The organism is Paenibacillus silvestris (genome assembly GCF_009882985.1).
In the GTDB taxonomy this organism is placed as follows: domain Bacteria; phylum Bacillota; class Bacilli; order Paenibacillales; family NBRC-103111; genus Paenibacillus_E; species Paenibacillus_E silvestris.
In genome coordinates this window covers 455,064-480,712 of the sequence record NZ_WTUZ01000039.1, presented here as the reverse complement: position 1 = coordinate 480,712, position 25,649 = coordinate 455,064, and the positions used below count along the sequence as shown (strand labels likewise).

General features: G+C 45.5%; 19 protein-coding genes. 5 read left to right on the top strand and 14 right to left on the bottom strand.

The genetic code is table 11. The features are described from left to right. Positions 1-176: 176 nt before the first annotated feature. The gene (locus GQF01_RS31295) at positions 177-1,433 is read right to left on the bottom strand and encodes a S1C family serine protease (protein WP_161410977.1); all 1,257 of its coding nucleotides are present in this window, start codon (positions 1,431-1,433) and stop codon (positions 177-179) included. 288 nt (positions 1,434-1,721) lie between these two features. On the opposite strand from GQF01_RS31295, the gene GQF01_RS31290 reads away from it, so the two are divergent. Continuing rightward, complete coding sequence (locus GQF01_RS31290) at positions 1,722-2,069, top strand: VOC family protein (protein WP_161410976.1); 348 nt, start codon at positions 1,722-1,724, stop codon at positions 2,067-2,069. 95 nt (positions 2,070-2,164) lie between these two features. On the opposite strand, the gene GQF01_RS31285 is transcribed toward GQF01_RS31290, so the two are convergent. The 3 genes from GQF01_RS31285 to GQF01_RS31275 all read right to left on the bottom strand — a co-directional run bounded on the left by GQF01_RS31285 (position 2,165) and on the right by GQF01_RS31275 (position 5,494). Further along, complete coding sequence (locus GQF01_RS31285; protein WP_161410975.1) at positions 2,165-3,367, bottom strand: multidrug effflux MFS transporter; 1,203 nt, start codon at positions 3,365-3,367, stop codon at positions 2,165-2,167. Positions 3,368-3,466: 99 nt separating this feature from the next. Continuing rightward, on the bottom strand, positions 3,467-4,174 hold the full coding sequence (locus GQF01_RS31280; RefSeq protein WP_161410974.1) for a DNA alkylation repair protein: 708 nt from the start codon (positions 4,172-4,174) through the stop codon (positions 3,467-3,469). Between the two features lie 492 nt (positions 4,175-4,666). Then, complete coding sequence (locus GQF01_RS31275; RefSeq protein ID WP_161410973.1) at positions 4,667-5,494, bottom strand: glycerophosphodiester phosphodiesterase; 828 nt, start codon at positions 5,492-5,494, stop codon at positions 4,667-4,669. 299 nt (positions 5,495-5,793) lie between these two features. Between GQF01_RS31275 and GQF01_RS31270 the strand changes: the two genes are divergently transcribed. Next, a complete protein-coding gene (locus GQF01_RS31270; protein WP_161410972.1) occupies positions 5,794-7,278 on the top strand; it encodes an oligosaccharide flippase family protein in 1,485 nt (494 codons plus the stop codon). 296 nt (positions 7,279-7,574) lie between these two features. Here GQF01_RS31270 and GQF01_RS31265 read toward each other — a convergent pair whose 3' ends face one another. Then, positions 7,575-10,118 carry an asparaginase domain-containing protein gene (locus GQF01_RS31265; RefSeq protein ID WP_161410971.1) on the bottom strand — a complete coding sequence of 848 codons (2,544 nt, stop codon included), beginning with the start codon at positions 10,116-10,118 and terminating at the stop codon, positions 7,575-7,577. Positions 10,119-10,139: 21 nt separating this feature from the next. Continuing rightward, complete coding sequence (locus GQF01_RS31260) at positions 10,140-11,309, bottom strand: asparaginase (protein ID WP_328803564.1); 1,170 nt, start codon at positions 11,307-11,309, stop codon at positions 10,140-10,142. 718 nt (positions 11,310-12,027) lie between these two features. Here GQF01_RS31260 and GQF01_RS31255 point away from each other — a divergent pair. From GQF01_RS31255 to GQF01_RS31245, 3 genes are all read left to right on the top strand, one after another. Further along, a complete protein-coding gene (locus GQF01_RS31255; protein WP_161410970.1) occupies positions 12,028-14,238 on the top strand; it encodes an amidase family protein in 2,211 nt (736 codons plus the stop codon). Between the two features lie 31 nt (positions 14,239-14,269). Beyond that, on the top strand, positions 14,270-15,925 hold the full coding sequence (locus GQF01_RS31250; RefSeq protein ID WP_235960714.1) for an S-layer homology domain-containing protein: 1,656 nt from the start codon (positions 14,270-14,272) through the stop codon (positions 15,923-15,925). Between the two features lie 127 nt (positions 15,926-16,052). After that, complete coding sequence (locus GQF01_RS31245; protein ID WP_328803563.1) at positions 16,053-16,745, top strand: MBL fold metallo-hydrolase; 693 nt, start codon at positions 16,053-16,055, stop codon at positions 16,743-16,745. A gap of 101 nt (positions 16,746-16,846) precedes the next feature. Here the strand turns inward: GQF01_RS31245 and GQF01_RS31240 are convergent, their stop codons facing one another. The 8 genes from GQF01_RS31240 to GQF01_RS31205 all read right to left on the bottom strand — a co-directional run bounded on the left by GQF01_RS31240 (position 16,847) and on the right by GQF01_RS31205 (position 25,646). Further along, positions 16,847-17,671, bottom strand: a complete 825-nt coding sequence (locus GQF01_RS31240) for a carbohydrate ABC transporter permease (protein ID WP_161410968.1) — start codon at positions 17,669-17,671, stop codon at positions 16,847-16,849. A 15-nt stretch (positions 17,672-17,686) separates the two neighbouring features. Then, entirely contained in the window at positions 17,687-18,616 is a 930-nt protein-coding gene (locus GQF01_RS31235) for a carbohydrate ABC transporter permease (protein WP_161410967.1), read from the bottom strand. Between the two features lie 22 nt (positions 18,617-18,638). Further along, the gene (locus GQF01_RS31230; protein ID WP_161410966.1) at positions 18,639-19,952 is read right to left on the bottom strand and encodes an ABC transporter substrate-binding protein; all 1,314 of its coding nucleotides are present in this window, start codon (positions 19,950-19,952) and stop codon (positions 18,639-18,641) included. Between the two features lie 34 nt (positions 19,953-19,986). Then, a complete protein-coding gene (locus tag GQF01_RS31225; RefSeq protein ID WP_161410965.1) occupies positions 19,987-21,030 on the bottom strand; it encodes a serine hydrolase domain-containing protein in 1,044 nt (347 codons plus the stop codon). Continuing rightward, a complete protein-coding gene (locus tag GQF01_RS31220) occupies positions 21,008-21,874 on the bottom strand; it encodes a MurR/RpiR family transcriptional regulator (protein WP_161410964.1) in 867 nt (288 codons plus the stop codon). The genes GQF01_RS31225 and GQF01_RS31220 overlap by 23 nt, the downstream gene beginning before the upstream one ends. Before the next feature lie 212 nt (positions 21,875-22,086). Beyond that, positions 22,087-22,959: an oligopeptide ABC transporter permease gene (gene opp4C / locus GQF01_RS31215; RefSeq protein WP_161410963.1), complete on the bottom strand. Its 873-nt coding sequence runs from the start codon at positions 22,957-22,959 to the stop codon at positions 22,087-22,089. A gap of 4 nt (positions 22,960-22,963) precedes the next feature. After that, positions 22,964-23,932 (bottom strand): ABC transporter permease, encoded by a 969-nt coding sequence (locus GQF01_RS31210; RefSeq protein WP_161411141.1) that lies wholly within the window; start codon positions 23,930-23,932, stop codon positions 22,964-22,966. A 49-nt stretch (positions 23,933-23,981) separates the two neighbouring features. Next, the gene (locus tag GQF01_RS31205) at positions 23,982-25,646 is read right to left on the bottom strand and encodes a peptide-binding protein (RefSeq protein WP_161410962.1); all 1,665 of its coding nucleotides are present in this window, start codon (positions 25,644-25,646) and stop codon (positions 23,982-23,984) included. Positions 25,647-25,649: the final 3 nt, after the last annotated feature.

The window sequence follows — 25,649 nt, the reverse complement described above, 5'->3', positions numbered from 1 at the left end:
TTAGAATTAAAATCCATGAACATGATTCAGAGCAAAAAAGAGACCCTCAGCAACGGGCTGGGGGTCTAAGTTTTATATTTAAAAGGGGGGTCGACTTTTATTATAGGCTTGTTATATTAATCCCAGATGAAAATTAGATCACAATCTTATTACATTTTCTTCAAATCATTGATAGATTAACTTTGATAGTTAGCTGCTGCGTTTTTATCACCAACTTTGACCGTAACATCCTTCGTTTCACCATCGCGAGAGATGGTTACTTTCAGTTCATCACCCACAGCCGCGGCTTGTACAGCCTTTGTAATGTCCTCGGTGCTTGAAGTTGCTGTACCATTTACGCTCAAAATAACATCGTATTGACGAATGCCCGCTTCAAAAGCTGGCGTACCATGCTCCACTTCAGCAACTACGGCACCTTTTGTACTGTTAATTTTTAAATCTGATAGCATTTCATCCGTAATATTTTGCAGCGCTACACCGATGTAGGGTGCTGGCTCTTTGGGAATTGATTCGTTATTTTTCAGCTTATCTACAACAGAACCGAATGTACTTGCGGGAATTGCAAAACCAATTCCTTGCGCTTCCGAGTTAACTGCCGTATTAATTCCGATAACTTCACCATTCAAATTTAAAAGCGGACCGCCTGAGTTACCTGGATTAATCGCTGTATCCGTCTGCAGTAAGTGCTTGTAGTTTCGAGTTCCCTCGGTATCATCGATGCTGATTGTACGCTCTTTGGCGCTTAAAACACCCGTTGTTACGGAATAATCGAAGTCGTACGGGTTACCAATCGCAACTAACCAATCCCCTACTTGCGTGTTGTCAGAGCTGCCGATTTTCAAAGCAGGAAAAGCTTTATCACCTTGGATTTGAAGCACGGCCAAGTCTAAATCGTAGCTGCTTCCAAGAAGTTTGGCCGTAAAAGGTGTATCATAACCTTGCACATAGACGCTAATTTCGTCCGCGCCATCAATCACATGCTCATTCGTTAGAATATAACCATTCGAGTCAAAGATAAAGCCCGATCCAATGCCATTTTCAATCGTATCTCCGCTTTGGGTGCCCTGCTGGAACGAGTTTCTTCTATTTTGCCCATTATTCGTCTGCTTTACTTTCGTCTCAATTTTGACAATGGCAGGACTTGCAGCTTTGACAATGGAGGATACGCTATTCGCCCCTGTCGGTGATAAAGATGCAGTCTGGACATTAGCGGCTGCCGAGTTAGCAGCTGCTGCGACGCTCGATTGAACGGCCCCATCATTATACCCAAACAAATTCAGCTTATCAGACGTGAACATCAAACCACCGATAACGACCGCGCCAGCCATAAAAGCTGCAAACATCGGTTTAAATTTGCTCGTTTTCATTTTATTTTCAACCTTTATATCCGTTATATTGATCATATCCTTCGTATCTTTCATATCTTCATTCATGTGATTACCACCTTTCGTCTGCCGTTTGTTTGTTTACTGTTGATAATTGAAGTATAGACGGCTAACCTGAAATCTTAATGAAGCTGGGCTGATAGTCATATGAATGTTAACTGAAAGAATGCTGAAGATTGCCTACTGGCATATCCGGATGGTTGGAGGAGCAGACTAGATTTTGGCCGCAGCTGAACCTCTCTCCATATAAGTTGAAAAAGGAACTTAAATTTCAATCTCGAATATCTATTGTAGTCGAATCGTTAAAAATTGAATGACAGACAGGAGTTAATTACGATGATCAAAGGTTTCGGAGGCGTATTTTGGAGAACTAAGAATCTCGAAGCTACAAAAAAATGGTACAGTGACGTCTTGAAGATTGAAATTGGAGACTGGAATGGGACTATGATCAAACAAGAATCAGGAAACCAGACGATCTTTTCCTTCTTTACTGAGGATGACAGTTATTTCCCAACCGAACAACAAGTGATGTTAAATTTCCAAGTCTATGATCTGGACGAAGTGATCAAGCATCTTGAGCAAATTGGTGTACCTCTTGCTAAGAACAAAGAGGTTGGTGACTATGGAAAGTTTGTTTGGATTGAAGATCCTGAAGGTCGACTGATTGAGCTTTGGGAGAAATAAACGATCTAGAAGAAAAGCCAAAAGAAAACCCAAAAGAAAAAGCCTCTAGATCGCACTTATTCAGTGCTTCTAGAGGCTTTTTGACTTTATTGAATTTAAGCAACTCCGCGTGAGCTTCTTCTTACTAGAATGAAGTAAGCGAACATCGCTGCGGCGCTTGTCATTAAAATAATTACACCGAGCGGTACTGCGGTGTGTTCACCCGCAATTCCGACGAGTGGCGAGACAACGGCTCCGAGCAAAAAGGGAATGACACCAAGCAGCGCAGCAGCACTGCCCGCCATATGACCTTGACTCTCCATAGCAAGTGGGAATGCCGCTGTTGATGTAATACCGATTGCCGCTACGAAGAAAAACAGCGGAATCACCAATGCGAAAAGTGGTCCATGAACGATGGCCACCACTAAAACAGTTACGCTCGCTAGAATAGCAAGCCATAGACCAAATAACAGGAAGGCGTGCTCGGATACGCGATGCGACATCCGCCCCACCACTTGGGAGCCGATGATTAAGCTAATCCCATTCGAGCCGAACAATAGAGCGAATACCGTCGGCGAAGCCCCATAAATATTTTGATAGATAAAAGGCGTTCCCGACACATAGGCAAACACTCCCGCGATCATAATGCCCTGTGCTAGCATGTAGCCGACAAACTGTCGATCTCGCAGAAGCGATCCGTAGTTTCTTAACTGCTCCATGAAATTACTTGGCCTGCGGCGATCTGCCGGCAGAGTCTCCTGTAGTTTCCATTTTGTCATGATCAAAAGGTACAATCCTAACAGTGACAGCGCGATGAAGACGCCAACCCAAGTAGTGAAAGATAGAATCCCGCTACCCGTAACGGGTGCCACGAGGGGTCCTAAATTACCGACAAGTAGTAGCAGGGAGAAAAACTTGGTAAGCTCATGACCGCTGTACAAATCACGTGCAATTGCCCGGGAAATGACAATGCCCGCTGAAGCTGCAAATCCCTGAATGAAGCGGAACGCGATTAACAGGCCGATATTCGGCGAGAATGCGCAAGCTAGTGAAGCGACGAGATAAACAGCCATAGAGATAAGCAGTGGGTTGCGTCTACCATAGACATCGCTTAGCGAACCCATAACGAGTTGGCCAATGCCTAGACCGAGCAAGCAAGCGGTGAGACTGAGCTGCACAAGCGAAGCTGTCGTACCGAATTGCTTCACAATCTCTGGGAACGCGGGTAAATACATATCGATAGTAAAAGGCCCGAGCGTCGAAAATAAACCGAGCAGCAATGCTAATCTAAACACATGCTGATTGTTCTTGCTGGTCATAATAAAGATGATCTCCTATTCTTCATTCCGTATCCGAGTCTCTTATAGAGAATCTGATGTTCATCCTAACACAAATTTGCAAATTTCGACAACAAAAGTTTAGCACCTTACATATTTACGTTTAAAACCGATTCTTCCTTTATCTACTTCCTTTTGGATACGTTCAGAAGCTATCAGGAAGCTGCTTTTCTTCTTATCGCGTTGTACTTCTACAGGGCCAACGGCCTCTGCAATCTCAACTGCCTTGTCATGTAGCGGTAAATAGGATAACCCTACTGTATAAATGAAATTATTCATCGCATATTTCGTTCGTTCGGGCGAATCATGAATCGTACTTTTCACCCTTTCAAGCATATCAGCAAGTTTACTTTCTTCAAATGCGCTGTCCGGCTGATTCCCCAGAAGCCAACAGTAACAACTCCAGCCCGCTGACATTTTCAGTTCATCACCGCTTAGGATCCACTTGTCAGCCACTTGCTCTGCAATATCTGCTTCTGCCAGGGTCACTGCAACCACAAAATCAGACAGCATGTAAAAATAGGCCCCATCCATCCAGCGGTCAAAATCTGCTTCAGTCATTGCATTTGGCTCGGCTATGACGCCGGCAAAATACATCGCATCGTAATTCCCTGTATGGTAAAGCTGCTCAGCCAAAGGCTGATTGAGCTTAATTTTCTTGGCAATGGGCTTCATTTCGCCAGTCGTTACGCCAAAAAGAGGTTCATGCGCGCCATTGGATGCATAAATTTTCTTCATTCGTTCCTTGCCCAGAGTTTCAAGCTCTTGCATAACCGTTTCAAAGTTCATCGTTTAGCACTTCCTTTTTTATCTCAGTGAGATTCCTCTAATAGTTGACATTGAGCAGTCGCGATCATAACCTTCTGCCCTTGAAGTAATACTGTCTCCAAAAGAGACCCGTATCATTTATTTGCTCCCCGTTTGATCCCAGTTGCCATTGTAGCAGATTGATGTGATCACTTGGAGGACAGTAGCTAGATAAGATGGAATTATTCCTGTTAATTCCCATCTTTCAGCATGAACCCGCGCCTTAACTGGAAAAACTCCAGTTAATTCAGCCCGTTTACTCGTAGAAAGCGATTTTCGTACGATTTAAAGGGAGATTTTCCAGTTATTTATGTGGAAAACGAAGATAGGCATAAATTAGCTGGAGATTTTCCATCTAACTTATATGGGTGGGTCAGACGTCGCCGGTAAAGGAACTACAGCTAAGCTCACTAGAATAACTTTAATATCTTTCTCTGGTTTAGGCAATCACAACGGGCCGAGCTCAATCACCCTCTATTCCACATAACGCTTCAGTCTTTCAACAAATATACTTGGCTCGTCAACCGCAAATCGCCGGATGCCCATGTTAAGCAGCTCGAATAAGTCTTCCTGTTCAAATTTGAACGGCAGTACTTCCAATTCCATCCCCGCTTCTGCCAAATACTGAAGAGCTTCTTGAATAAAACCCTTCTCTAGCTTGTATCGCCACGGTCGTTTCTCTTCGCCATCTGGCAGATGAAGCTGAACAATATCAAGGGATTCAAACCCCGTTTGACGTATATCGGTGAATGTCTGCATCGCTGTTTCCGAGGAACGGACAGGAATCCATAACATAGTTCTAACCTCTGGAACTAACCGCTTAATGGACTTACAATTCTCATGACTATTATGGGCAAAAATAATCTGCCGGGCTACACCGTAATCCCGAATCAACCCAGACAGCACTTCCAAATCGACGTCTTTGAAGTCCAGATAGAGCTGGCGATCGGGATGCTCAGACAAAACAGTCAAGACTTGCTCGAGCGAAGGAACCTTCTCCATACGGAACTGCTCCCCGAACTTCACACCCGCATCCCATTGCTGAATCTGATCAAAAGTAAGTTCAGAAATCTGCTTGTCTTGATCCGCTTCAGGAACAGACAATGTTCGTTTCGGCGTTGCGTCATGATGGCCGATAATAATGCCATCTGCGGTTTGCCTGATATCGATTTCCGGAATTCCTCCGAGCTCCCAAGCATACTTCATCGCTGCCATCGTGTTCTCTGGCACTTCGGAATTCGAGTTTTGGTGGGCCTGCCATTGAATAGGCCGATTTGATAAGTGCCTGTCATTGATGAACATTGTGCGTTATTCCTCCAAGAGATCTGATTTGGACTTCAAAATTCGCTCCTATTTCAAGTATACAAGAGTAGCAAGGTAAAATAATCCACTTCTTTCCTGGAGGGGACTATATCCACGATATTGTCGTTTACACAATACTCATATTTCTCATATTGGAATTAACAACACCCTATAAGCAATGAATATCTTTATTTTTCTCCGTTTTCCTTTAAATCTTTGGTTTGTCATACACGAAGGTGTTTGATACGCTTTGAATATCTCAACGTTACGCCTAATCCACGGAAAAGGGGACGTCCCCAATGCGAGCTCAGCGATTCAAATTAACAGAAACACAGCGTTTCTTACTTCGAAATGTGTCGATCATCGGTCTCGGACTTTTTATCAATCAAATGCTGCAAACCGTGGGCAGCATCGTACTCGCCCGGGAGCTAGGCGACCCTGATCGGTTTGGCGAGGTTAACCTGCTGCTGCAAATCTTCGGCATGTTGGCGCTATTTCTCAATTTCGGCTTCAACTCTTCCTTAATTTATGTGTTTTCACGCAAGCCACTGGAAGCGGTTCAGACGAATTTCCGTGTCGCTTTGACAGGCAGCACGATTTTCAGCCTTCTTATCGGATTGCTGCTCACCGCATTAGCTCCGCTGTTAGCAAACTATTACCATTTGCCAGAGCTTCGAGGCGCCTTGCTGCTGAGTTCGATCATGTTTATTTTCAACTCCATTCTAAATATTGGCGTTGCCTCCTTCTCTGGGAACCGCGATTTCGGAACGCAAGCCTTCTTTATGGTAATTACGACGGCGTTGTCCACAATCGGCACCGTACTTGGCGTGCTTTTGCCGCGTGGAAATATGAATTTATTGGAAAACATTTCACTTTGGATGGGCGTAGGAGCACTCCTGACTGCCTTTATTATTTGTATCAAAGTTGAACGTGTGCATAAACCGCAATGGTTCGGTCCTCTTCCGATTAAGGAGGTTAAAAGCATGCTGGCGTACGGCCTGCCAACCTGGGCCGGCAATATTGCGAAAGCTTTCCAGCAGCCTTTTCTCGTCATGATGGTTGGTTCAAGCTCCGTATTGGCCGTTGGTTATTTAGCGAACGGGTTCCGCATTACCGGCTTTATCGGAATCATCACATGGGCGTTCATGATTGTCACACTCCCCTTTGTGGCCGAGCAAGCTCAGGATGTTGAGGAGAGCAAACGTCGCGGTACGAGTTGTATCCGGTACAACAACATTTTGCTTTATCCGTTAACCGCAATCATTTGTTTATATCCGAGTCAAATCAATGGATTTTTATTTGGTTCGGATTACTCAACAGGTGATTCCGCTACATACATCCGCCTGATGGCGCTAGGTGTCCTCTTCTCCTCCGTTGGTCGTCTTGGCGGCAGTATTATGGCAGGTATTGGCAGGACGAAATCCACCTTTTGGGTAATGATTGCCGCCGGGATTTTCGTTGTTATTTTTGTCCCTATGGTTGCTGCCAGCAGCCCTGTGCTTGCCGTTTGGATTTATACCGGAGGTTGGGCTGTGTCTGCTCTGACGATGATTGGATTTTATTACTATGAAAAGTTTGCGCTTAATTGGTGGAAAGCCTACGGCGAGCCCCTGCTGCCAACACTTGTCATGCTGGTGATTATGGAGGCGGGGCAATTGGCAAAAAGTTGGTTCCCTCTTTTCGTATGTGCGGGACTTCTTGCTCTCCTTATTCTCACAATATGGATAGAGAGAAATCGTAAACCTAGGTCAAATGCTGCGCAACGTGCAGTTGTTGTGGAATAACCTAGCGAGAACTCCGCTAAGGCTTATCTCAAGGGAACTGGGGTTCATTATTCGGGACAAAAACGAACTAATCCCCTTATGAGGGGAACTGTAGGGCCTTAATTTGCTTATATCACCCGTTTTTCAAGTGATTGAGTCAAATTAGCGGACCGTAGTTCCCCTTCCAAGTGAAAAGTGTGCCTTTCCATTGAAATAGCGGACTGTAGTTACACTCCCTGAATATCCCCGCGCCCATAGATAAAAACCACCTCAAAGGGTGGTTTTTATCTTTATATCTTTATAACCCTAATTTCCCGTTACTTCTGCTGCAACATTTTCATAAGAACCTTAACAGCTTCTGCTCGTGTAGCCGTATTCGCAGGTTCAAACTTATTACCGCTACGTCCGTCGATAATGCCCAATAAGCGAATGCTTTCTACCTTGCCTTTCGCCCATGCTGGGATATCTTCGTCATCGGCAAAGCCCGTTGTCGCTTGCGATGCTGGCTTCGTGCCCAGAGCCGCCGAAATCATAGACACCATTTCCACGCGGGAAATCAAGCTGTCCGGCCGGAAAGTCTGATCCTCGTACCCTTGGATGATTCCCAAATCTACCGCTTGAGCCACCGCTGCTTCTGCCCACAGAGGGATCTGCTGCTTATCTGTGAATTCGAGAACTTTACCCTTTTTATCTACCTTCAGCGCGTTCATCAACATGACGGCAAACTCGGCTCTCGTAACCTGATTGTCAGGTTTGAACGTTCCGTCTGCATAGCCGCTGATGATTTTCTGCGTTACAGCTTGCTTGATGTCCAGTTCGGCCCAATGTCCAGCTGTATCCGTGAAGGAAATTTCCGTACTCACTGGGCTCTTCGGTTTGTCCACAGCAAATACAGCAAACTTCGTAAAGTGTTCAACTTCCACCGTTATTTTGTTATCCACGACATTTCCGCCAATTTCAATCCATGTCTTCTTGGTTTCATCGTAATAAAAAACAGATGGCTTCTGACTTTCACCTAACTTGGCAGGATCGAACAAGAGGGAAATGCTTACCGGCTTGTCGAAATTCTGCGTGAAGTTTTTCAATATCTCAAAAACAGAGCTCAGCAGCTTGCTGCTATCGCTAACTAATCCACTTACATTTTGCAACGCCTCAACTGTTAATCGAAGCTCTTGACCTGTCGCTCCTTCAGGTATCGTAATCCAAATGGCATCCTTCCAACTTACGCTGCGCGTGCTGCCGGCTGGAACCGTTACATCTAGCTTGTCAGTTACGACAGCCGAGCCTGAGCTCGAACCCGATGAGTCTGATGAACTACTTGGTGAAGTCTGAATCGTCTTACTAAGCCCAATACTCTCATTACCTGCTGCATCTATCGCCGTGACACTGAACGTATAGGTGGTACCTGCCGTAAGAGAACTGAGATTAAACGAATAAACATTTCCTGTAACCGAGGAATAAACCACATTAGAAACGGATGAATATACGCCATTAGTTACCGAAGCATAGACATTGCCAACCACCGTGCCGCTTCCCGTATCATAAATACGATATTGCTTGACGCCAATATTATCCGACGCTTCCGGCCAACTTAAAGTCAGGCTATTCTGTCCAACATTCGTGGCCTGCAACGTGCTGTCTTGCGGCCACACGGGAGCCTCGATATCAGGTGCTTGTGTCTTGAGTTGAATAGCTTGAGTCCCAACAGTGCCAAACCAATTCTTGATTGTATTAAAATCGCTAGAAAAAGCTAATGACAACAGAAGCATGATTCTGGCATGCTGTGGATTCAAGCTGTCTCCAGCAATAACACCGTTGCCACCGCCTGGGTACATCGTGCCCGATCCGGTTCTTGTTGTGGTGACGAATATGACGCCTTGTTTGATGGCATTACTACGGGCCGTGCTCATTTTGGACGAAATTCCTCCTGCACCCGTGCCAGCCGTCACAATCCCCTTCGCACCTTCCCCCACAAATCCTTTAATAGCACCAGCCGAACTGTCTTGGTAGCCATACACGATTTCAACAGCCGGAAGCTTATCCTTTGTGATTTTCTTCAAATCAAACGGGGTTGCCCAATCGGCTCGTCCTGCTTTGAACCTTTTTGCCGTGGTGCGATATATACGTATGTTGGTCTCATCAATATAACCAAGTGCACCTAGAATCGGTGTTTCGAACGTATCCATGCGCTGTGCATTCGTTTTGGTTACATCCCTTGCCGCTTGAATGATGTCATTCAGCATAACGACTGTGCCGAATGATTTGGTTTTACCGCTGCCTGCAAGCTTAATGGCATTGTACAGATTCGCTGGACCATCTGTTCCGATGACGTCCCAGGGTCTCATTGCCCCCGTAACAACGACCGGTTTTTCGCTTCTTACCGTGAGGTCAAGAAAATAGGCGATTTCCTCCATGGTATCCGTTCCAGTGGTAACGACCACGCCGTCATAAACTTCCAAAGCTTGATCCACGGCAAGGGAGAGGTCGTACAGATCCCCCATTGAATAGCTGCCTGAGCCTTTATTTCCGAATTGATAGCTATTCACATTCGCAATTTTGTTTTTATTTGGCAGTTGATTCACGAGGTCAGACATCAGATACGTTCCTGCTTGATAGGTTTGAAAACTCGTTGCATCCCTTGCTTTTCCCGCCAACGTTCCCCCGGTTGCGATCACAACAACGTTAGGCAGCTGAGTGTCTCTGTTATCGGAAAGCGGGGGAATCGGAAAAACGGTTCCCGAAGCTTCCGCCGCACCCGCTTTTAACGGATGGATCAACAGAACAGACAGCAGAAGTACCAGAGACAAGAAATAGAGCGGGATCAGGCTTCTTTTGAGATTCGGATGATACATATCATTCATTAAACCTTACCTCCCGCTGAATTATGATGCCTCTTCCACATCTTGGGTACCATAAGTGCCAAACCAACCTTTTATCACATTAAAATCGCTTGAAAATGCCATAGAAAGTAAAAGCATAATTCTAGCATGCTGCGCGTTCAAGCTATCTCCGGCGATAATGCCGTTGCTTGAGCTAGGATACATAGTACCTGAACCTGTGCGTGTCGTTGTAACGAAAATTACCCCTTGCTTGATGGCATTGCTGCGCGCTGCGCTCATCTTCGACGAAATCCCGCCCGCACCTGTTCCGGCAGTTACAATACCTTTGACACCGTCAGCTACCAGACCGTTAATTGCACCGCCTCCAGCATCCTGATAGGCAAAAGCAATCTCTACAGCAGGCAGCTTGTCCTTCGTTATGCTCTTCAAGTCGAATGGAGTCGCCCAATCCGCTTCACCAGCTTTAAGCGCTCTAGCCGTTGCACGATAGATGCTAATATTCGTTTCATCGATATAACCAAGCGCACCAAGGATTGGTGTTTCAAAAGTATCCATGCGGTGAGCATTTGTTTTGGTCACTTCTCTAGCTGCCTGAATGGTGTCATTCAGCATAAGGACGGTACCAAACGATTTCGTTTTTCCACTGCCTGCAAGCTTAATAGCGTTGTACAAGTTCGCAGGACCATCTGTTCCGATGACGTCCCAAGGTCTCATGGCTCCAGTGACTACAACTGGCTTTTCACTTCTAACCGTGAGGTCGAGGAAATACGCGATTTCTTCCATCGTGTCCGTCCCGGAGGTAACGACCACACCATCATAGATTTCCAAAGCTTGATCTACCGCAAGTGATAGATCGTACAAGTCGCCTATGGAATAGCTGCCTGATCCTTTGTTGCCAAATTGATAGGTGCTCACATTACCAATTTTATCTTTATTCGGCAATTGGTTGACCAAGTCAGACATCAAGTACGTTCCTGCTTGATAAGTTTGAAAACTCGTTGCATCTGTTGCTTTTCCTGCAAGCGTTCCACCGGTTGCGATGACGATAACGTTAGGCAATTGGGGATTTCTACTGTCAGATAGCGGTGGAATCGCCGCAGCTGCACTCGCAGAAGTCGGATTCATAAATACCAACATCATACTAAAGAGAGCCAAGACAAGAAACGGGATGAGGACCTTTTTGCTGAGTTTGCTTTCATGAATAAATGTCACGTAAGAAAACCTCCATGTTAGGTATTTTTGAATTTAAACGCTTAAACTCACCCCAATCTTATTTAATGTCATGTTATTTATCAAATACATAACATATCAATTAAAACGTTTACATAATTATTTTTCTTCGATTATCACGTTTTATTAATATATTATCTCTGTTTTTAATATATAGATTACATAGGGAATTATGGAAATTTCAAACCAAATTTCATGTTTATAACACATATATCTCATAAACATGACATTTATATTGGTTAATCCTGTATCTCCCCAATTCGCAACTTTAACAACAGCTATATGAAAATGGGTCCAGACGATGAAATCACGCACTTATTCGTGTCATAAAAGTTAACTTAAATAACCAAGGAACCCCTCTGAATTTACAATTCTAAAAATTTTAGAATATTTGCATGCGCTTTCTTGGAATTTTATACCTTGTTTATTAACAAATCGTGTAATAGAATGGTGTCCATAAGTGAAAATTAATTAAACGAGGTGATATTATCTAACACAAACTCACTTAGATATTCAACTTCAACGATTAGTCCCAGGTTAATTCATCTAACTCTTTCTATTTATCTATTTATCTATCTATTTGTTTATCTATTTATCTATTAATCTACCGATCTACGCACTTGCTTAGAATTACACTCTCTTCATTCACTCAGAATTTTCCTTGTTCAATAAATTCGTAATTGTAACTGGAGGCGTCCTCATGAAATTCTTATTGTCCAGAAGCTCTGTTTCAAAGGTACTTTCCACAGCCCTTATTGCCGCTACGTTGCCTATAGGAGCATTTAGCGCTGCTGCAGAAACCTCTATCCCTAACATCAATTCAACAGTAAGTTCATCTACAGTAACAGAAAATGTCTATCAAACGCCGCCTAATGTTATCATTTTGCCGCCAGGTTCGGAATCAGTCCTCGTTACAGGCCCATCTACTACAATCAGCGGCGCGCAATTCGATGTAAATGTAGCGTTAACCGGCATCACCGGTAAAGTAACCGCTCAGAAGTTTATCATTGCGTTTAATCCAGCTCGCGTTGATTTTATCGATGCAGAAGCTGTAGATAGTTCCACCAGTATCGTCGGACAATATACAGAGCTCGGTAAAGCAACAGTCGTTGCTGCCAGTATTAGTGAATCGGCCGTTAATAACAAACCACTCATCCGCCTTACATTCAAAGCAAAAGCAAACGGCGGCATACAGGATATTAAAGTGAGCGCAGAACTCGGCCTTGCAGATAACGGCGTGATTCAAGCAACTCACCCCAGCAGCCTCAGCCTGCAAACAAATCAAGTTACCGGTGACTTAAACGGTAATGGCGCACTAGATATCGGCGACTTGGCTAAGCTAGCTCCTTTTTACGGTATCACATCTACTCATACATCTTGGTCTACAGTGGCCGGTGCCGATTTCAACCAGAACGGATCGATCGATCTGACTGATCTAGGCCTTTTAGGCAAAAAGGTGCTGTATGACACCAAGGACTTTGAGCTGATGGAAGCATCGGTCATGGATATTCAAAATGCGATGAATGCCGGTAAATTAACTTCCGTCCAGCTCGTCACGAAATATTTGGCACGAATTGATACATACGATCAAAAGGGTCCTGAAATCAAGGCCATCCTCTCAGTCAACCCAGATGCCCTCGAAGAAGCAGCAGCACTAGACAAGGAACGTAGCGAGAAAGGTTCCAGAGGACCACTGCACGGAATCCCCGTGATCGTGAAGGACAACTTCAATACAATCGGAATGCCCACGACTGCCGGATGTATTTGCCTCAAAGCGAACAACACTTCGACCGATGCGTTCATGATCAAGAAATTAAAGAATGCAGGCGCGATAATACTCGCGAAATCCAACCTCCATGAATTCGCCTTCGGAACAACAACACTCAGCTCGCTTGGTGGACAGACCAAAAATCCGTATGATTTGACTACAAATCCCGGCGGATCAAGCGGTGGAACCGGTGCCGCACTTGCAGCGAACTTCGGTGTAATCGGCCTCGGAACAGATACAGGCGGCTCTATTAGAATCCCATCCTCACGCAACGCACTTGTAGGTATTCGCCCAACAATTGGGTTGACGAGCCGTGAAGGCATCATCCCCCTCGCTCATTCCCAGGACGTCGGCGGTCCGATGGCACGTTCCGTAGCTGATGCAGCAATAGCGCTTGATGCTGTCAGTGGATATGACCCGAATGATCTGGTTACCGCTCTATCAACCGGTAATATCCCGAAAAGCTACACCGATTATTTGGATAAAGACGGTTTAAAAGGAGCGAAAATCGGAGTCATCCGTTCACTGTCAACCGGCAATGACGCAGCTTTCACTGCGGCAACTGACAAGATGAAAGAACTCGGGGCAACCGTTATTGATGTAACAATCCCGAACCAATCCAAAATCCTCGGTTATGCCAGCTTGAGCGGCACTGAATTCAAGTTTGACTTGAACGATTATCTAGCTTCACTCGGCGCAAATGCCCCTTACAAGACATTGACGGAAATTATTGCTTCCAACGATATTTTACAGAGTCAAAAAAGTTCGATGATTCAACGCGATAACGTAACCACGTTGGAAACGTTGAACTATTATAAAGATCTTTGGGAGCGTACGAAGCTTACACAACAATCGCTAACTCAAGTATTAGGCGAAAATTCGTTAGATGCCGTCCTATATGCAACCACTTCAGGCAATGCGAATCGATTAAGTGCTTACTCCGGTTTTCCAGCTATCAGTTTCCCAGCAGGTTACACGAACCAAGTTCCATTCGGGCTTGAACTTCTGGGCAGAGAGTACGATGAAGGAACCTTGATTAAACTGGCATACGCCTTCGAACAGGCCACCCACCTCCGTACGATGCCGGCGTCCACTCCCGCTCTAACACCCGAGGAGGAATCAAAGCTCGTATTAACACCGTAAGCAATATTCAATGAAAGGTCGGGACCTAGATATGGCACGTATGCTGCTTGGATTTTCTTTATCCCTATGTTTAGCTGTAGGACTTTGGCTTCCGCAGGTTGCGGCAGCAGTCGTCGATCCTGTATTCTCCGTAACAACTTCAACAAACTCCTTGTTGCAAAATCAATCGTTTCAGGTTGATATTAAAGGCGATTCCTTAGATGACGTATTCGCCTATGAACTTAACCTATATTATGATGAATCCAGACTGCAGTTGGATACCACCCAAAAATTTACCGACCTGAACGGCTTCGCACTACCAATAAAGATTGTGCGGGACGGTGGTACACACGCACAGCTCGTCTATACAAAAACAGGATCATTAACGGGGCTGAACGGGTCGGTCAAACTCGGCAGTTTAACCTTCCATGCAATTACCCCTGGCACCGCTGAGCTTGCACTAAAGATGGTTAAGATGAGCACCAGCTCTCTTAAGGACGAGAAAACAATGACGCCTGACATTAAGGCGGCCGTCGTGGTAGTAAGCAGTGAATCATCGACAAGTGGAGGCTCCCCTGTGACTACAGCCCCCATTGAACCAACTGTCGTTTCTGTGAAACCAGAGCAGCTACAGACCAGTGGAGTTGACCAGATTTCCATTTCCCTGCCAGTTGATGTTCAGCAGATCAATTTTCCTCCCAATACGGCCGAATTGTTAGGCGATAAGAAGCTTGAAATTCAATCGGAGAACATCAAGCTGAAGATCCCAGCTAAGTTGTTCACCCAGCTTATCAATCTTGTCAGTGAGCAAGAACGCTCCGAGAGCAAAATCACACTTACCATCAAACCGCATAACGAGCCGACAATTGGAGACGGGGTGCTGAATCGAGCTAAGAATGAACTAGGAGCGAGCGTAAAGTTAGGCAGCGCAGTTTACGACATTAAGCTGTATGTTACAACCAAAGCTGGTCAGACCTTGAGTCTCACGAGTTTCGAACAACCCATTCAGATTCGATTCAAGCTTGATCCCGCTGTAAATCCGAAACTTAGCAGCGTCTATTACATCTCTGATCTTGGAGGACTGGAGCGTGTAGGAGGAACTTACGCAAATGGTGAATTGACTTCCGACGTCTCCCACTTCAGCACGTACACCGTTCTGGAAGTATCCAAATCTTTCGCAGATGTCCCACAAACCCACTGGGCGGCGAATGTCATCCGAGAACTAGCCTCTAAACTTGTCATTAGCGGCACAAGTGAATCAACCTTCGAACCCGAAAGCAAAGTAACGCGCGCACAATTCACAGCTCTTATTGCAAGGGCACTGAAGCTGAAGACAGCCAGTGTATCCACTTCTTTCCAGGATGTGAAGCCAACCGATTGGTTCGCCTCCGAGGTTGCAGCCGCCGTACAGGCTGGCATCGTGAATGGCAGGGAAATTGACAAGTTCGATCCAAATGCCCAGGTCTCTCGCGAAGAAATGACGACCATACTGATGCGGTCTTACAGGCTTCTGCATGGCATAACCGATTCGACCGCAGCGCCGTCTTTCTCAGACGAAGCCGCAATCGGAGAATGGGCGTTAGCCGATGTCAAAGCAGCAGCAGCTTTAGGCTTGGTGCAAGGCCGCTCTGAGGGTCAATTCGAACCTCAAGGCGTTGCTACGCGAGCCGAAGCAGCACAGGTATTGTACCGTTTGTTATCGAAATAAACCAAACGAACAGGAGGGGACGCCTAGTCCCCCACCTCCTCGCCCCTCTCTTTTATCCCAACGCACAGAACTTGTTTTTCCACGACAATAAAGGAATAATAAGAGAGTATCTAAATTTAATTAGGCGGTGTTCGAATTGGTTCAATTGGGCTCAGGTATTACAACCATTCAGCTAGGCGCAGCAAACAGCAGCAACCCCTTCATCCCAACCATCTTATGGGACGATCAAGACGTCATTCTCATCGATACTGGCATCCCCGGCCAACTGGAGCTGATTCGTGCCGCGTTTCAGGAATTATCCATTCCATTTGAGAAGTTGAGCAAAATTATCATAACCCACCAAGACATGGATCATATCGGCAGCCTGCCGGCGCTGGTGCAAGCCCTCGGCGACCAAGTTCAAGTGTTGGCCCACGAAACGGCCGTGCCTTATCTGACCGGTGAAACCCCACTCGTCAAGAGTAAAAAGCTCGCCCCGTCCGTCAAGGTCGACGTCGCGCTGCAAGACGGAGATATTCTACCGTTTGCTGGCGGCATTCGGGTCATCTATTCACCAGGTCATACGCCGGATCATACCTCTTATTATCATATTCCGAGCAAAACCCTGATCGCAGGCGATGCGCTAACAGCGAAGAATGGCGTTCTGCAATCCTATAACCCGACCTACACACCGGATCAGGAAACAGCACTGGCATCCATCGCCAAGTTCCAAGAGTTGGAGCTTGAAGCGATCATCGCCTTCCATGGCGGTGTTTGCACCGACAATTTGCAGGAACGCCTGCAGGAAATCATTACAGCTGGGCCAGTCGCGAACAGCTAATTAGCTCCATAAGCAAAAGAACCTCCCTATCCACTACTTTCGTGGATAAGGAGGTTCTTTTGTTGTAGCGTCCTCACTATTGCAGCTTTCTCAATACGGAATTATTTTACCGCTCCTGCCGTCATACCTTCCATGAACTGTTTGGAAGCCAGGAAGAAAATAACCATCATAGGCACAGAAGCCAAGGTTAGTCCAGCGAACAACATACTCAAGTCTGTCGAGTACTGCCCGAATAAGGATAGCATACCGACCGGAATCGTCTTCATCGTATCATCTTGTATGAAAATGAGCGGGAAAAAGAAATCATTCCATGCCATGATGAAATTCATAATCATTACTGTCCCTATCGCCGGGCGTATTAACGGCAGCAACACATGCCACATCACACCGAAATCAGACGCACCATCGATGCGTGCCGCTTCTTCCAGCTCTTTCGGGAGCGTTCTGAAGAAGCCCGTTAAGATCAGAATCGCGAGTGGCATGCCGATCGCCGTATACACACTAACGAGCGACCAAATACTGTTCAACATCGAGAGTTTCTTCATTAAAAGAAACAATGGCACGATCCCGAGTTTTATGGGAATCATCATACCCAAGAGAAAGAAAAAGAACAAAGCGCCATTCCAGCGGAACGGGTATCTGGCAATATAGAAGGAAGCCATAACACCAAATAGTAAAATAAGAACCACTGACACGACGCTCACTACAAGGCTATTCCAAAAATAAGTGAAGAATGGTATTTGATGCACTAATTTACTATACGCAGCAAAAGATATGGAAGTTGGCAGTGACATTGGATTCTTCAAAATTTGGATATTCGTTTTCAACGAGGAGGTCAGCATCAGAAAAATCGGATACAAACTGACCAGTGCCCCCAAATACGCCACAGCGTATTGGAGCCCCCGAACTGTATGGTTGGTTTTCATGGTCCGCCTCCTGTCTTAATGCTGAGCCGATTGGTTCCTAGTGAAGTACAGGAACAAAGCGGAAATCGTTGCAATAATGAAAAATAGTACGACAGCCAATGCAGAGCCAAGACCAAGTGCAACCGAATCTCCGCCAGATGAGCCACCAAATGCAATACGATAAAAGAATACAGCCAACGTGTCTGTCGAGTTATAAGGTTCACCTTGCGAACCTTCCATCGCATAGATCAACTCGAAGGCTTCGAAAGCATGGATAAAGGTAAATACCGTGATAATGATCAGAGACTGACTCATCATCGGCAGGATAATTGAGCGAATCAATCGAAATCCTTTGACGCCGTCAAGCCTGGCAGCTTCAATAACTTCCGAAGAAATCGCATGTAAACCGGCAAGGAAGATCAGCATCGAGAAACCAACGCCAAACCAACTATTGACGAGTGTTATCGAGGTTAACGCCGTAGCTGGATCCCCGAGCCAAGGCTTGGCCCATGAAACAAGGCCTATCTTTTTGAGCATAACATTCACGACGCCATTATTCGGGTTGAGCATAAGCTTCCACAAGAAACCCACTACGATGACAGATAGCAGCCTCGGCAAGAAATAGGCCATTTTCAAGAAATTAGAACCTTTTAGTTTACTATAAACCAGATAAGCAAGCACAAATGCAAACACATTCTGCACAGCCATCTCTACAGCAAAATAATAAAGATTATGACCAAATGCATTCCAAAACAGATGATTGAATGGTTCTTTCGTAAACAAGCTTACAAAATTGCCTACACCAACGAATTCTCCACGAACGAGACCTTTCCAATCATAAAAGCTGTAACCAAATGCGGAAAGAATCGGGTAAATAACGAACATTATGTACACTGCGAGGGCAGGGACCGGGAACAGATGAACTGCTCCCTTTTTCCACCCGGACGTTTTGGCCAAGTTATTCATGTCCCCAACACCTTTTCTTTACTTATTTCTTTGGTTTAAACCACGTATCTGCACTCTTTTGAACTTCTTCTGTCACTTGCTCCGGCGTCAATTTGTTCAAATACATACCTTGGATTGAATTCTCTAAGGTAGCTTTCGTCGTTGGGTTGCCCGCATTAAAATATACGACAGCAGCGTACGGTGTAGAGATTGAATCGGCATTTTTGGCGATTTTAGCTACCAATGGATCATTAGCCGCCACACCTGGAATCGTGCTTGGTTTTTGCAATTCATTTACAGCAAGCGCTCCGAATTCTTTCGTTGTCAAAAATTCCATGAATTTCAGAGCTTCCTGTTTATGAGCGGACTTCGCATTGACGGAGAAAGAACCATCCACCCAAGTCGTTACGGTTTGTTTGCCATCTGCCTTCATTGGCGGAACTGGGAATACATCCATTTGCAGATCAGGATTCGTCTTCTTCATGACCGCATACTCCCAATCTCCCATAACCATCATAGCCGCTTGCTCAGTAACGAACATATTTCTCATATCGTCCATACCGATTCCTACATAATTATCCGGGAAATAAGGCGTCAATTCTTTCATCATTTTAATGGAACCCACATACTCCGGACTTTTGAAGTTCGCAGCCCCGCTAAGTATTTTCTTCATAAAATCAGTCCCATAAACAGACGGCCCAAGCGTCCCTTCAGTCAGCGAAAGAATCCATCCTTCTTTAGAACCAAATGCGAAAGGTGTTACTTTATTTTTCTTCAATGTATCCGCCGTTTTTAGGAGTTCATCCCATGTCTTCGGTTCTTGAAGATTATATTTTTGAAAAATTTTTTTGTTATAAAACACTTGCGTAGAGCTGAAAACAGTAGGAACACCGTATACTTTACCGTCAGATCCCGTAGCAGCCAGCAATGTGTCCTTCGAGAATACATCCATCCCTTTAACATTAGTCAACGGCTCCAAGTAGCCTGCATCTGCTAGAGCTGCACCAGCGGCATAAGGACGAAGATGAATAATATCAGGACCGTTCCCGCTTTGCAGACCCGTGTTCAGAGCTGTGTTATACTCCGTATTCTTGGTCGGTTTAAACTCGATATCAATGTTCGGATTTTTCTTTTTGAACTCAGCAATGATTTTTGTGTAAGCTTCTGTATCTTCTGTACGCCAGCTACCCATTGTCAGCTTTACTTTATCCTGTGGCGCTGCTGTTGTTGGTGCAGTACTTGCTGTACTTGCTGTACCAGGGGTTGCACTTGGCGTTGCGGTGTTACTGCTGCATGCTACAAGCATGGAGGATGCTGCGACCATCGTTAGAACTGCCCCACTGAATAAACGTTTCATAAAAAAAGCCTCCCTTTAATTTTCATATCTATGTTTAACCTCCAAAACGATAAGAGGACCAAACCGCTTCATGCAAAATCGGACGCAATTCTCGAATCTTGTTATCTCTTCCAAGATGAACGGCATTCGTCAGGAATACCACGCTTATCTCTTGTTCGGGTTCTATCCATAAACTCGTTCCAGTGAAACCTGTATGACCGAAACTACGCGAAGGCCAACTTACACCGCAACTCGGCACATAAATTGGAGCATCGCTAACCTCCCAGCCTAATCCGCGACCTCGTACCGGAAGCCCAGCAGCTTCGCGCATTAGCTTCGGAGGCAGTAGATCATAACTCTCCGGCGCCAACCACCATCTAGCATAACGCGTCAGATCATCTGCCGTAGCAAACAACCCCGCACTTCCAGACACTCCGCCAAGCTGGAAACTCTTCTCATCATGAACTTTACCAATAATGAAAGATCCATTTACAAATTCCGTAGCAGCCACTCGTTCTATGAGCTTATCTTCCGGATTGTAATAGGTATCACTCATCCCAAGTGGAGCAAATACATACTGATTAACGAAGCGATCGAGCGTCTCGCCAGTTACTCGTTCTACGATAATCCCAAGCAGGATCATACCAAGATCGCTATATCGCATATCTTCACCAGGCAAAAATTGCAGCTCCTGTGCGAAAATTTCCGCAAGAAGCGTCGGCCGCTTGTCCTCACGCGGGCGAACAGGCAGATCCGAGGGCAACCCGGATGCGTGCTGCAATAGATGACGAATGCTTACTAACGGGTGCCGGAATTCAGGCAAATACTTCTGTACAGGAGCATCTAACGAAATTTCACCTTTAGCTACCAGAATGAGTATAGCTGGCAGCGTTGCCGTCACCTTCGTCAAGGAAGCAATGTCAAACAAGGTATTCAAGCGAATCGGACACTTCTTCGTGCCATTAGAGAAAGAACCATAAGATTTTTGGAATCGAAAACGGTTCGATATCGCGATGTCCAGAACAACTCCTGGCAATAACCCCTCTTGCAACCAGCCCTCTACCAAGCGATCGACTTTATCCAATGCGTTTACCCACACTAACTGCTTGTCGAGTCATATCCAGTGATTTCACACTTTCCTCGTAATGACACCCAGCGATCCCTACATACAAAATATCTATAACATTCAGTTGGGCAATCCTTGATGCCATCGCCCCGCTGCGAATACTCTTCTCCAACGTACTAATAAACAATTGAATATCAGCCAGTTCTGCTACCGGATTAGCTCCGAACCTAGTTAGTGTAATAACCACCGCGCCATTTTTCTTCGCTACAGCGAGGGAACGAATCATATCTTCCGTTTGACCTGTGTAGGAAATGCCGAAAACGACATCGCCAGGAAGCAGGTTAGCAGCAATGGTAGCTTGCGCATCGAAGCCTGTCCCAATCTCGCACCAACGGTTAATCCGCGATAGCTTTTGCTTGAAATCCTCTGCAATTACCCCCGAGGCTCCAACGCCGAAAACACCAATTTTCCTCGCTGCACTTAGCGTTTGAATGGCTTTCTCTACACTTTCCGGCGAAAGAACGGTCAGTGTATCTTGAATCGAAACGATATTGTTAGTTGTGACTGATTTAATGAGCTCGCCCACCGAACTGTTCGCATGAATTTCCTGATACGCTTCAGTCGGTAATGATGTCTGAGATAAATCCCCGGCGACTCGCATCTTAAGTTCCTGAAACCCTTTGAAGTGAAGCGAACGCGAAAGCCGTATGATCGTCGCTTCACTTACACTGGCAAACTCCGCCAGCTTCTGTACTGAAAGACTAACGACCTCTTGCGGATGTTCCAAAATATATTGTGCAACTTTGCGCTCACTTGGCGTCAAGCTTGCCATAGCAGCTTCTATGCTCACTAATCCACCTTTTAACATCGGCAACATCCTCAATGGTTTTTTCAATAATTGATTTCAATGTCAATAAAGCTAACTTCTAATTATCATTATACTGAGTTTTATTTCATTTTGTAAATACTTTATTGAAACTTTATTTCTTCGGTGTTATGTAACCTATCACTTGTAAAAACGCTTTCTTGCATTTCCCCCACTATACAAACAAAAAATCCCGATACGAATCGGGATTCATCACCATTCCTCTACCGAGAATCAAAGGCGTTGCGCAAGCCATCACCAACAAAATTGAAGCACATGATCGTTAAGAAAATCATAAATCCTGGAACAATAGGCACCCAAGGAGCTTTCATCATAATCGTTAATGTCTGCGCACTCTGCAGCATATTCCCCCAGCTTGCTGTCGGTGGTTGAATACCTAAGCCGAGATAACTCAGCGTTGATTCCGTCAGAATCATCGCCCCCATTTGAATGGATGCAGAGACAATGACCGGCGCAATCGCATTTGGCAGAACATGATGTACAATAATCCTAAAATCAGACATGCCTATCGTTCTCGCTGCGTCTATGTATTCACGATTTTTGACTGTTAGAATCTGCCCCCTCAAGAGGCGGGACTTCCCCATCCAACCAAAGGCTACCAGCACCACAATGATGTTGAATAAACTTGGCTTCAGCAGGGTAACAACCGTAATAAGAATGAATAGCGTTGGAAACGAGTTCATAATATCAACAAAACGCATCAATGCAGCATCCACTTTGCCTCCGTAGTATCCCGCAAGTGAACCTACGACGACCCCAATAATAACGTTGAACAGCACGGCAAAGATCCCTACTGAAAGAGAAACACGCGCTGCATACAGCGTCCTGCTCAGCATATCCCGGCCGAGATCATCAGTCCCGAACCAATGGGACATGCTTGGCGGTTTCAGACGTTGCAGCAGATCTTGCTCCGCCGGGTCATGCGGGGCAATGACCGGTGCCAGTACCGCCATAATGATTAATAGAACCAATACTATTAAACCGATTACAGCTAACCTATTGCGCTTAAAACGTTCCCATGAACGGTTTTTCGGCAGGGCAACTGTCGATTTATTCGCGGAAAGCGCTACACTCATATGGTCACCCTCCCTCTTTTTTGCTCAAGCCGACACGCGGGTCCAGGATCGCATACGACATATCAGCTACCAAGCTGCCTAGTACATATAGGAAAGAAACGATTGTCGTGATGGCAAACAGTACTGGATAGTCCCGTTGGAAGGCCGCCTCCGTAAACAGGCGACCCATCCCGGGAATTGAAAAAATAGTTTCGATAATCAATGCACCGCCGAAGAAACCGGAGAGGTTCAGCCCAAACAACGTAGCTAGCGGAATCATGGCATTCCGAAGCCCATGTACGGTAAACACTCTGCTATCGAACAACCCTTTGGCCTTCGCCGTTCGCATGTAATCTTGATTGATAACTTCCAACATACTGGAACGGATGTAGCGAGTCCAAATCGCAACCTCCACGATCGCCATTGTCGTAATCGGCATAATCAAATGTTTGATCCGATCCATCATACTAAACGGAGCATTGATCGTCTTCAAACCACCCGAAGGCAACCACCCCAGTTTCACAGCAAATAACATCATGAGCAAAATAGCGAGAAAGAAGCTCGGAATCGACATACCCGTGAACGTCAGCCCAGATACGAATTGATCCAGCTTAGAATTAGGCCGAAGCGCACAAAGGATACCGATCGGGAAAGCAATCAACATCGACAGGATGAAGCTAGTCACCGTCAGAAGCAGCGTATTCGGCAGCCGATCCCAGATCACATGGGTCACCGATTCATTTTTCAGAAAAGAAGTACCGAAGTCCCCCCGCACCATCCCACTAATCCATTGCCAATATTGGACGGTTAGGGGTTGATCCAAGCCATAAGCTTTCTTCATGTTTTCTATATCTGCAGCTTTAATGGTCGGATCCTCTGCCAATGCGGAAAGCGGCCCACCCGGCGCCATATGGATGATGATGAAGATAACGACAGTGATGCCGAATAGAATAGGAATAGCGTTCAACAAACGCTTAAGTGCGTAGAGAGCCAACGACATTCACTTCTTTCTTATCAAAGATACGAACTCGATTCCAGAGTTTTTATTTGGTGAAATACCACTTTTCAATTTCCTTCAGACCATCCCGCGCCGGGTTGAAACCTGTCAGATTCGCTGGATAAGCCATAATAACTGTAGGTGAGTACAGGAACGTATAAGGCTGATCTTCCGCGATAAGAGCATCAACTTTGGCAAGCAGCTCTTTCCGCTTATTTTTATCAAACGTTCTCAAATCTTCTTCAATCAACTTATCGACTTCCCCGTTCTTATAAGAAACGGTATTCAAGCCGCTTTCAATTTCCGAAGAGTGCCATATCCCTTGCGGATTCGGGTCACCCGAGATGCTCCAAGCGTAGTAAATCGATTCGAAATTTTTACTTTGGAAGTTCTTCGTGAATGCGGACGCCTCTACAATCCGAGTATTGACAATGATACCTACTTTCTTAAGCTGCTGTTGGATGACTGTCATCGCTTTTTCACGAATTTTATTCCCTTGAATATTTTGCATTTCAAACTCGAATTTCTTGCCGTCCTTATCCAGAACGCCATCACCATCAGAATCCTTCCAACCGGCATCAGCGAACAACTTCTTCGCTTTTTCAGCATCATAATTGAACTTTGGTACATTATCCGTGAAGGTCCAGTAAGACGGAGGCGTCTGCGTGTGAACGACTTGTCCCTGACCCTCAGCTACACTATCTACAATAGCCTTGCGATCGATAGCCATAGTAAGAGCTTGGCGCACCCTTTTATCCTGGAACAAAGGATTCGTTAAATTCCATCCCACATAGGAGTAAGAAGAAGCGTTAATCCCCTTCAGAAGCTGCAATTTACCTGACGTTTTCGCATATTGCTCAATAACCGCCAGGTTGTCAGCAGGCACGCCAATAACATTAACTTCTCCCGTTTGCAGCTGCGCCATCATCGCATTAGCATCCGGAACAATCTTGGCCGTTATCTTATCAATCGCTGGCTTACCGGCGAAGTAAGTATCATTGCGTGTAAAGCGCAGGTATTGACCTTGCTTCCACTCATCAAGCTTATAAGGTCCGGAGCCGATTGGCTTCTTGAAGAACTCCGATTTGTCCATATCTTTGATAGCCACATCTTTCAGAAGATGCTGCGGGAGGATGTTGTAAGGCATCATATCGATAAAACCTGCATGGGGCTCTTTAAAAGTAAACTTGACCGTGGATTCGTCCACCTTTTCCACTTTCGTCACTTTTTCAAAAGTCCCTTTGCGAGGCCCTTTGTAATCAACACTAAGTGGAATGTTATAGGTGAACACGACATCATCTGCTTTTACAGGTGTTCCATCAGAGAACTTGGCATCGGTGCGGATTTTAATCGTCATCGTTAATTTGTCATCGGAGAACGTTGGCTGGCCTACTGCCAAATCCGGTATAATATCCTGTTTCTCATTAAAATCATAAAGAGAGCTGAAGACAAGATCAATGACTTCCGAGGAGGTCGTCGTTGTCGCCCAGAAGCGAATGAAACCCTGCGGGTCACCTAAATAAGCGGTAATCACCTCTCCGCCATCCATCTTTTCCGCCTTGGCAGCAGCAGGTGTCGACGTCGTCGTGGGACTCGTTGAATTTTCGCTTGCAGCAGGCTTGTCGGAACTACAGGCAGATAACAACAAAACAGAGCTCATGACAGTTCCAATTGCGATACTCGATAACTTGCCGTAAGACTTTCTCAACATGTT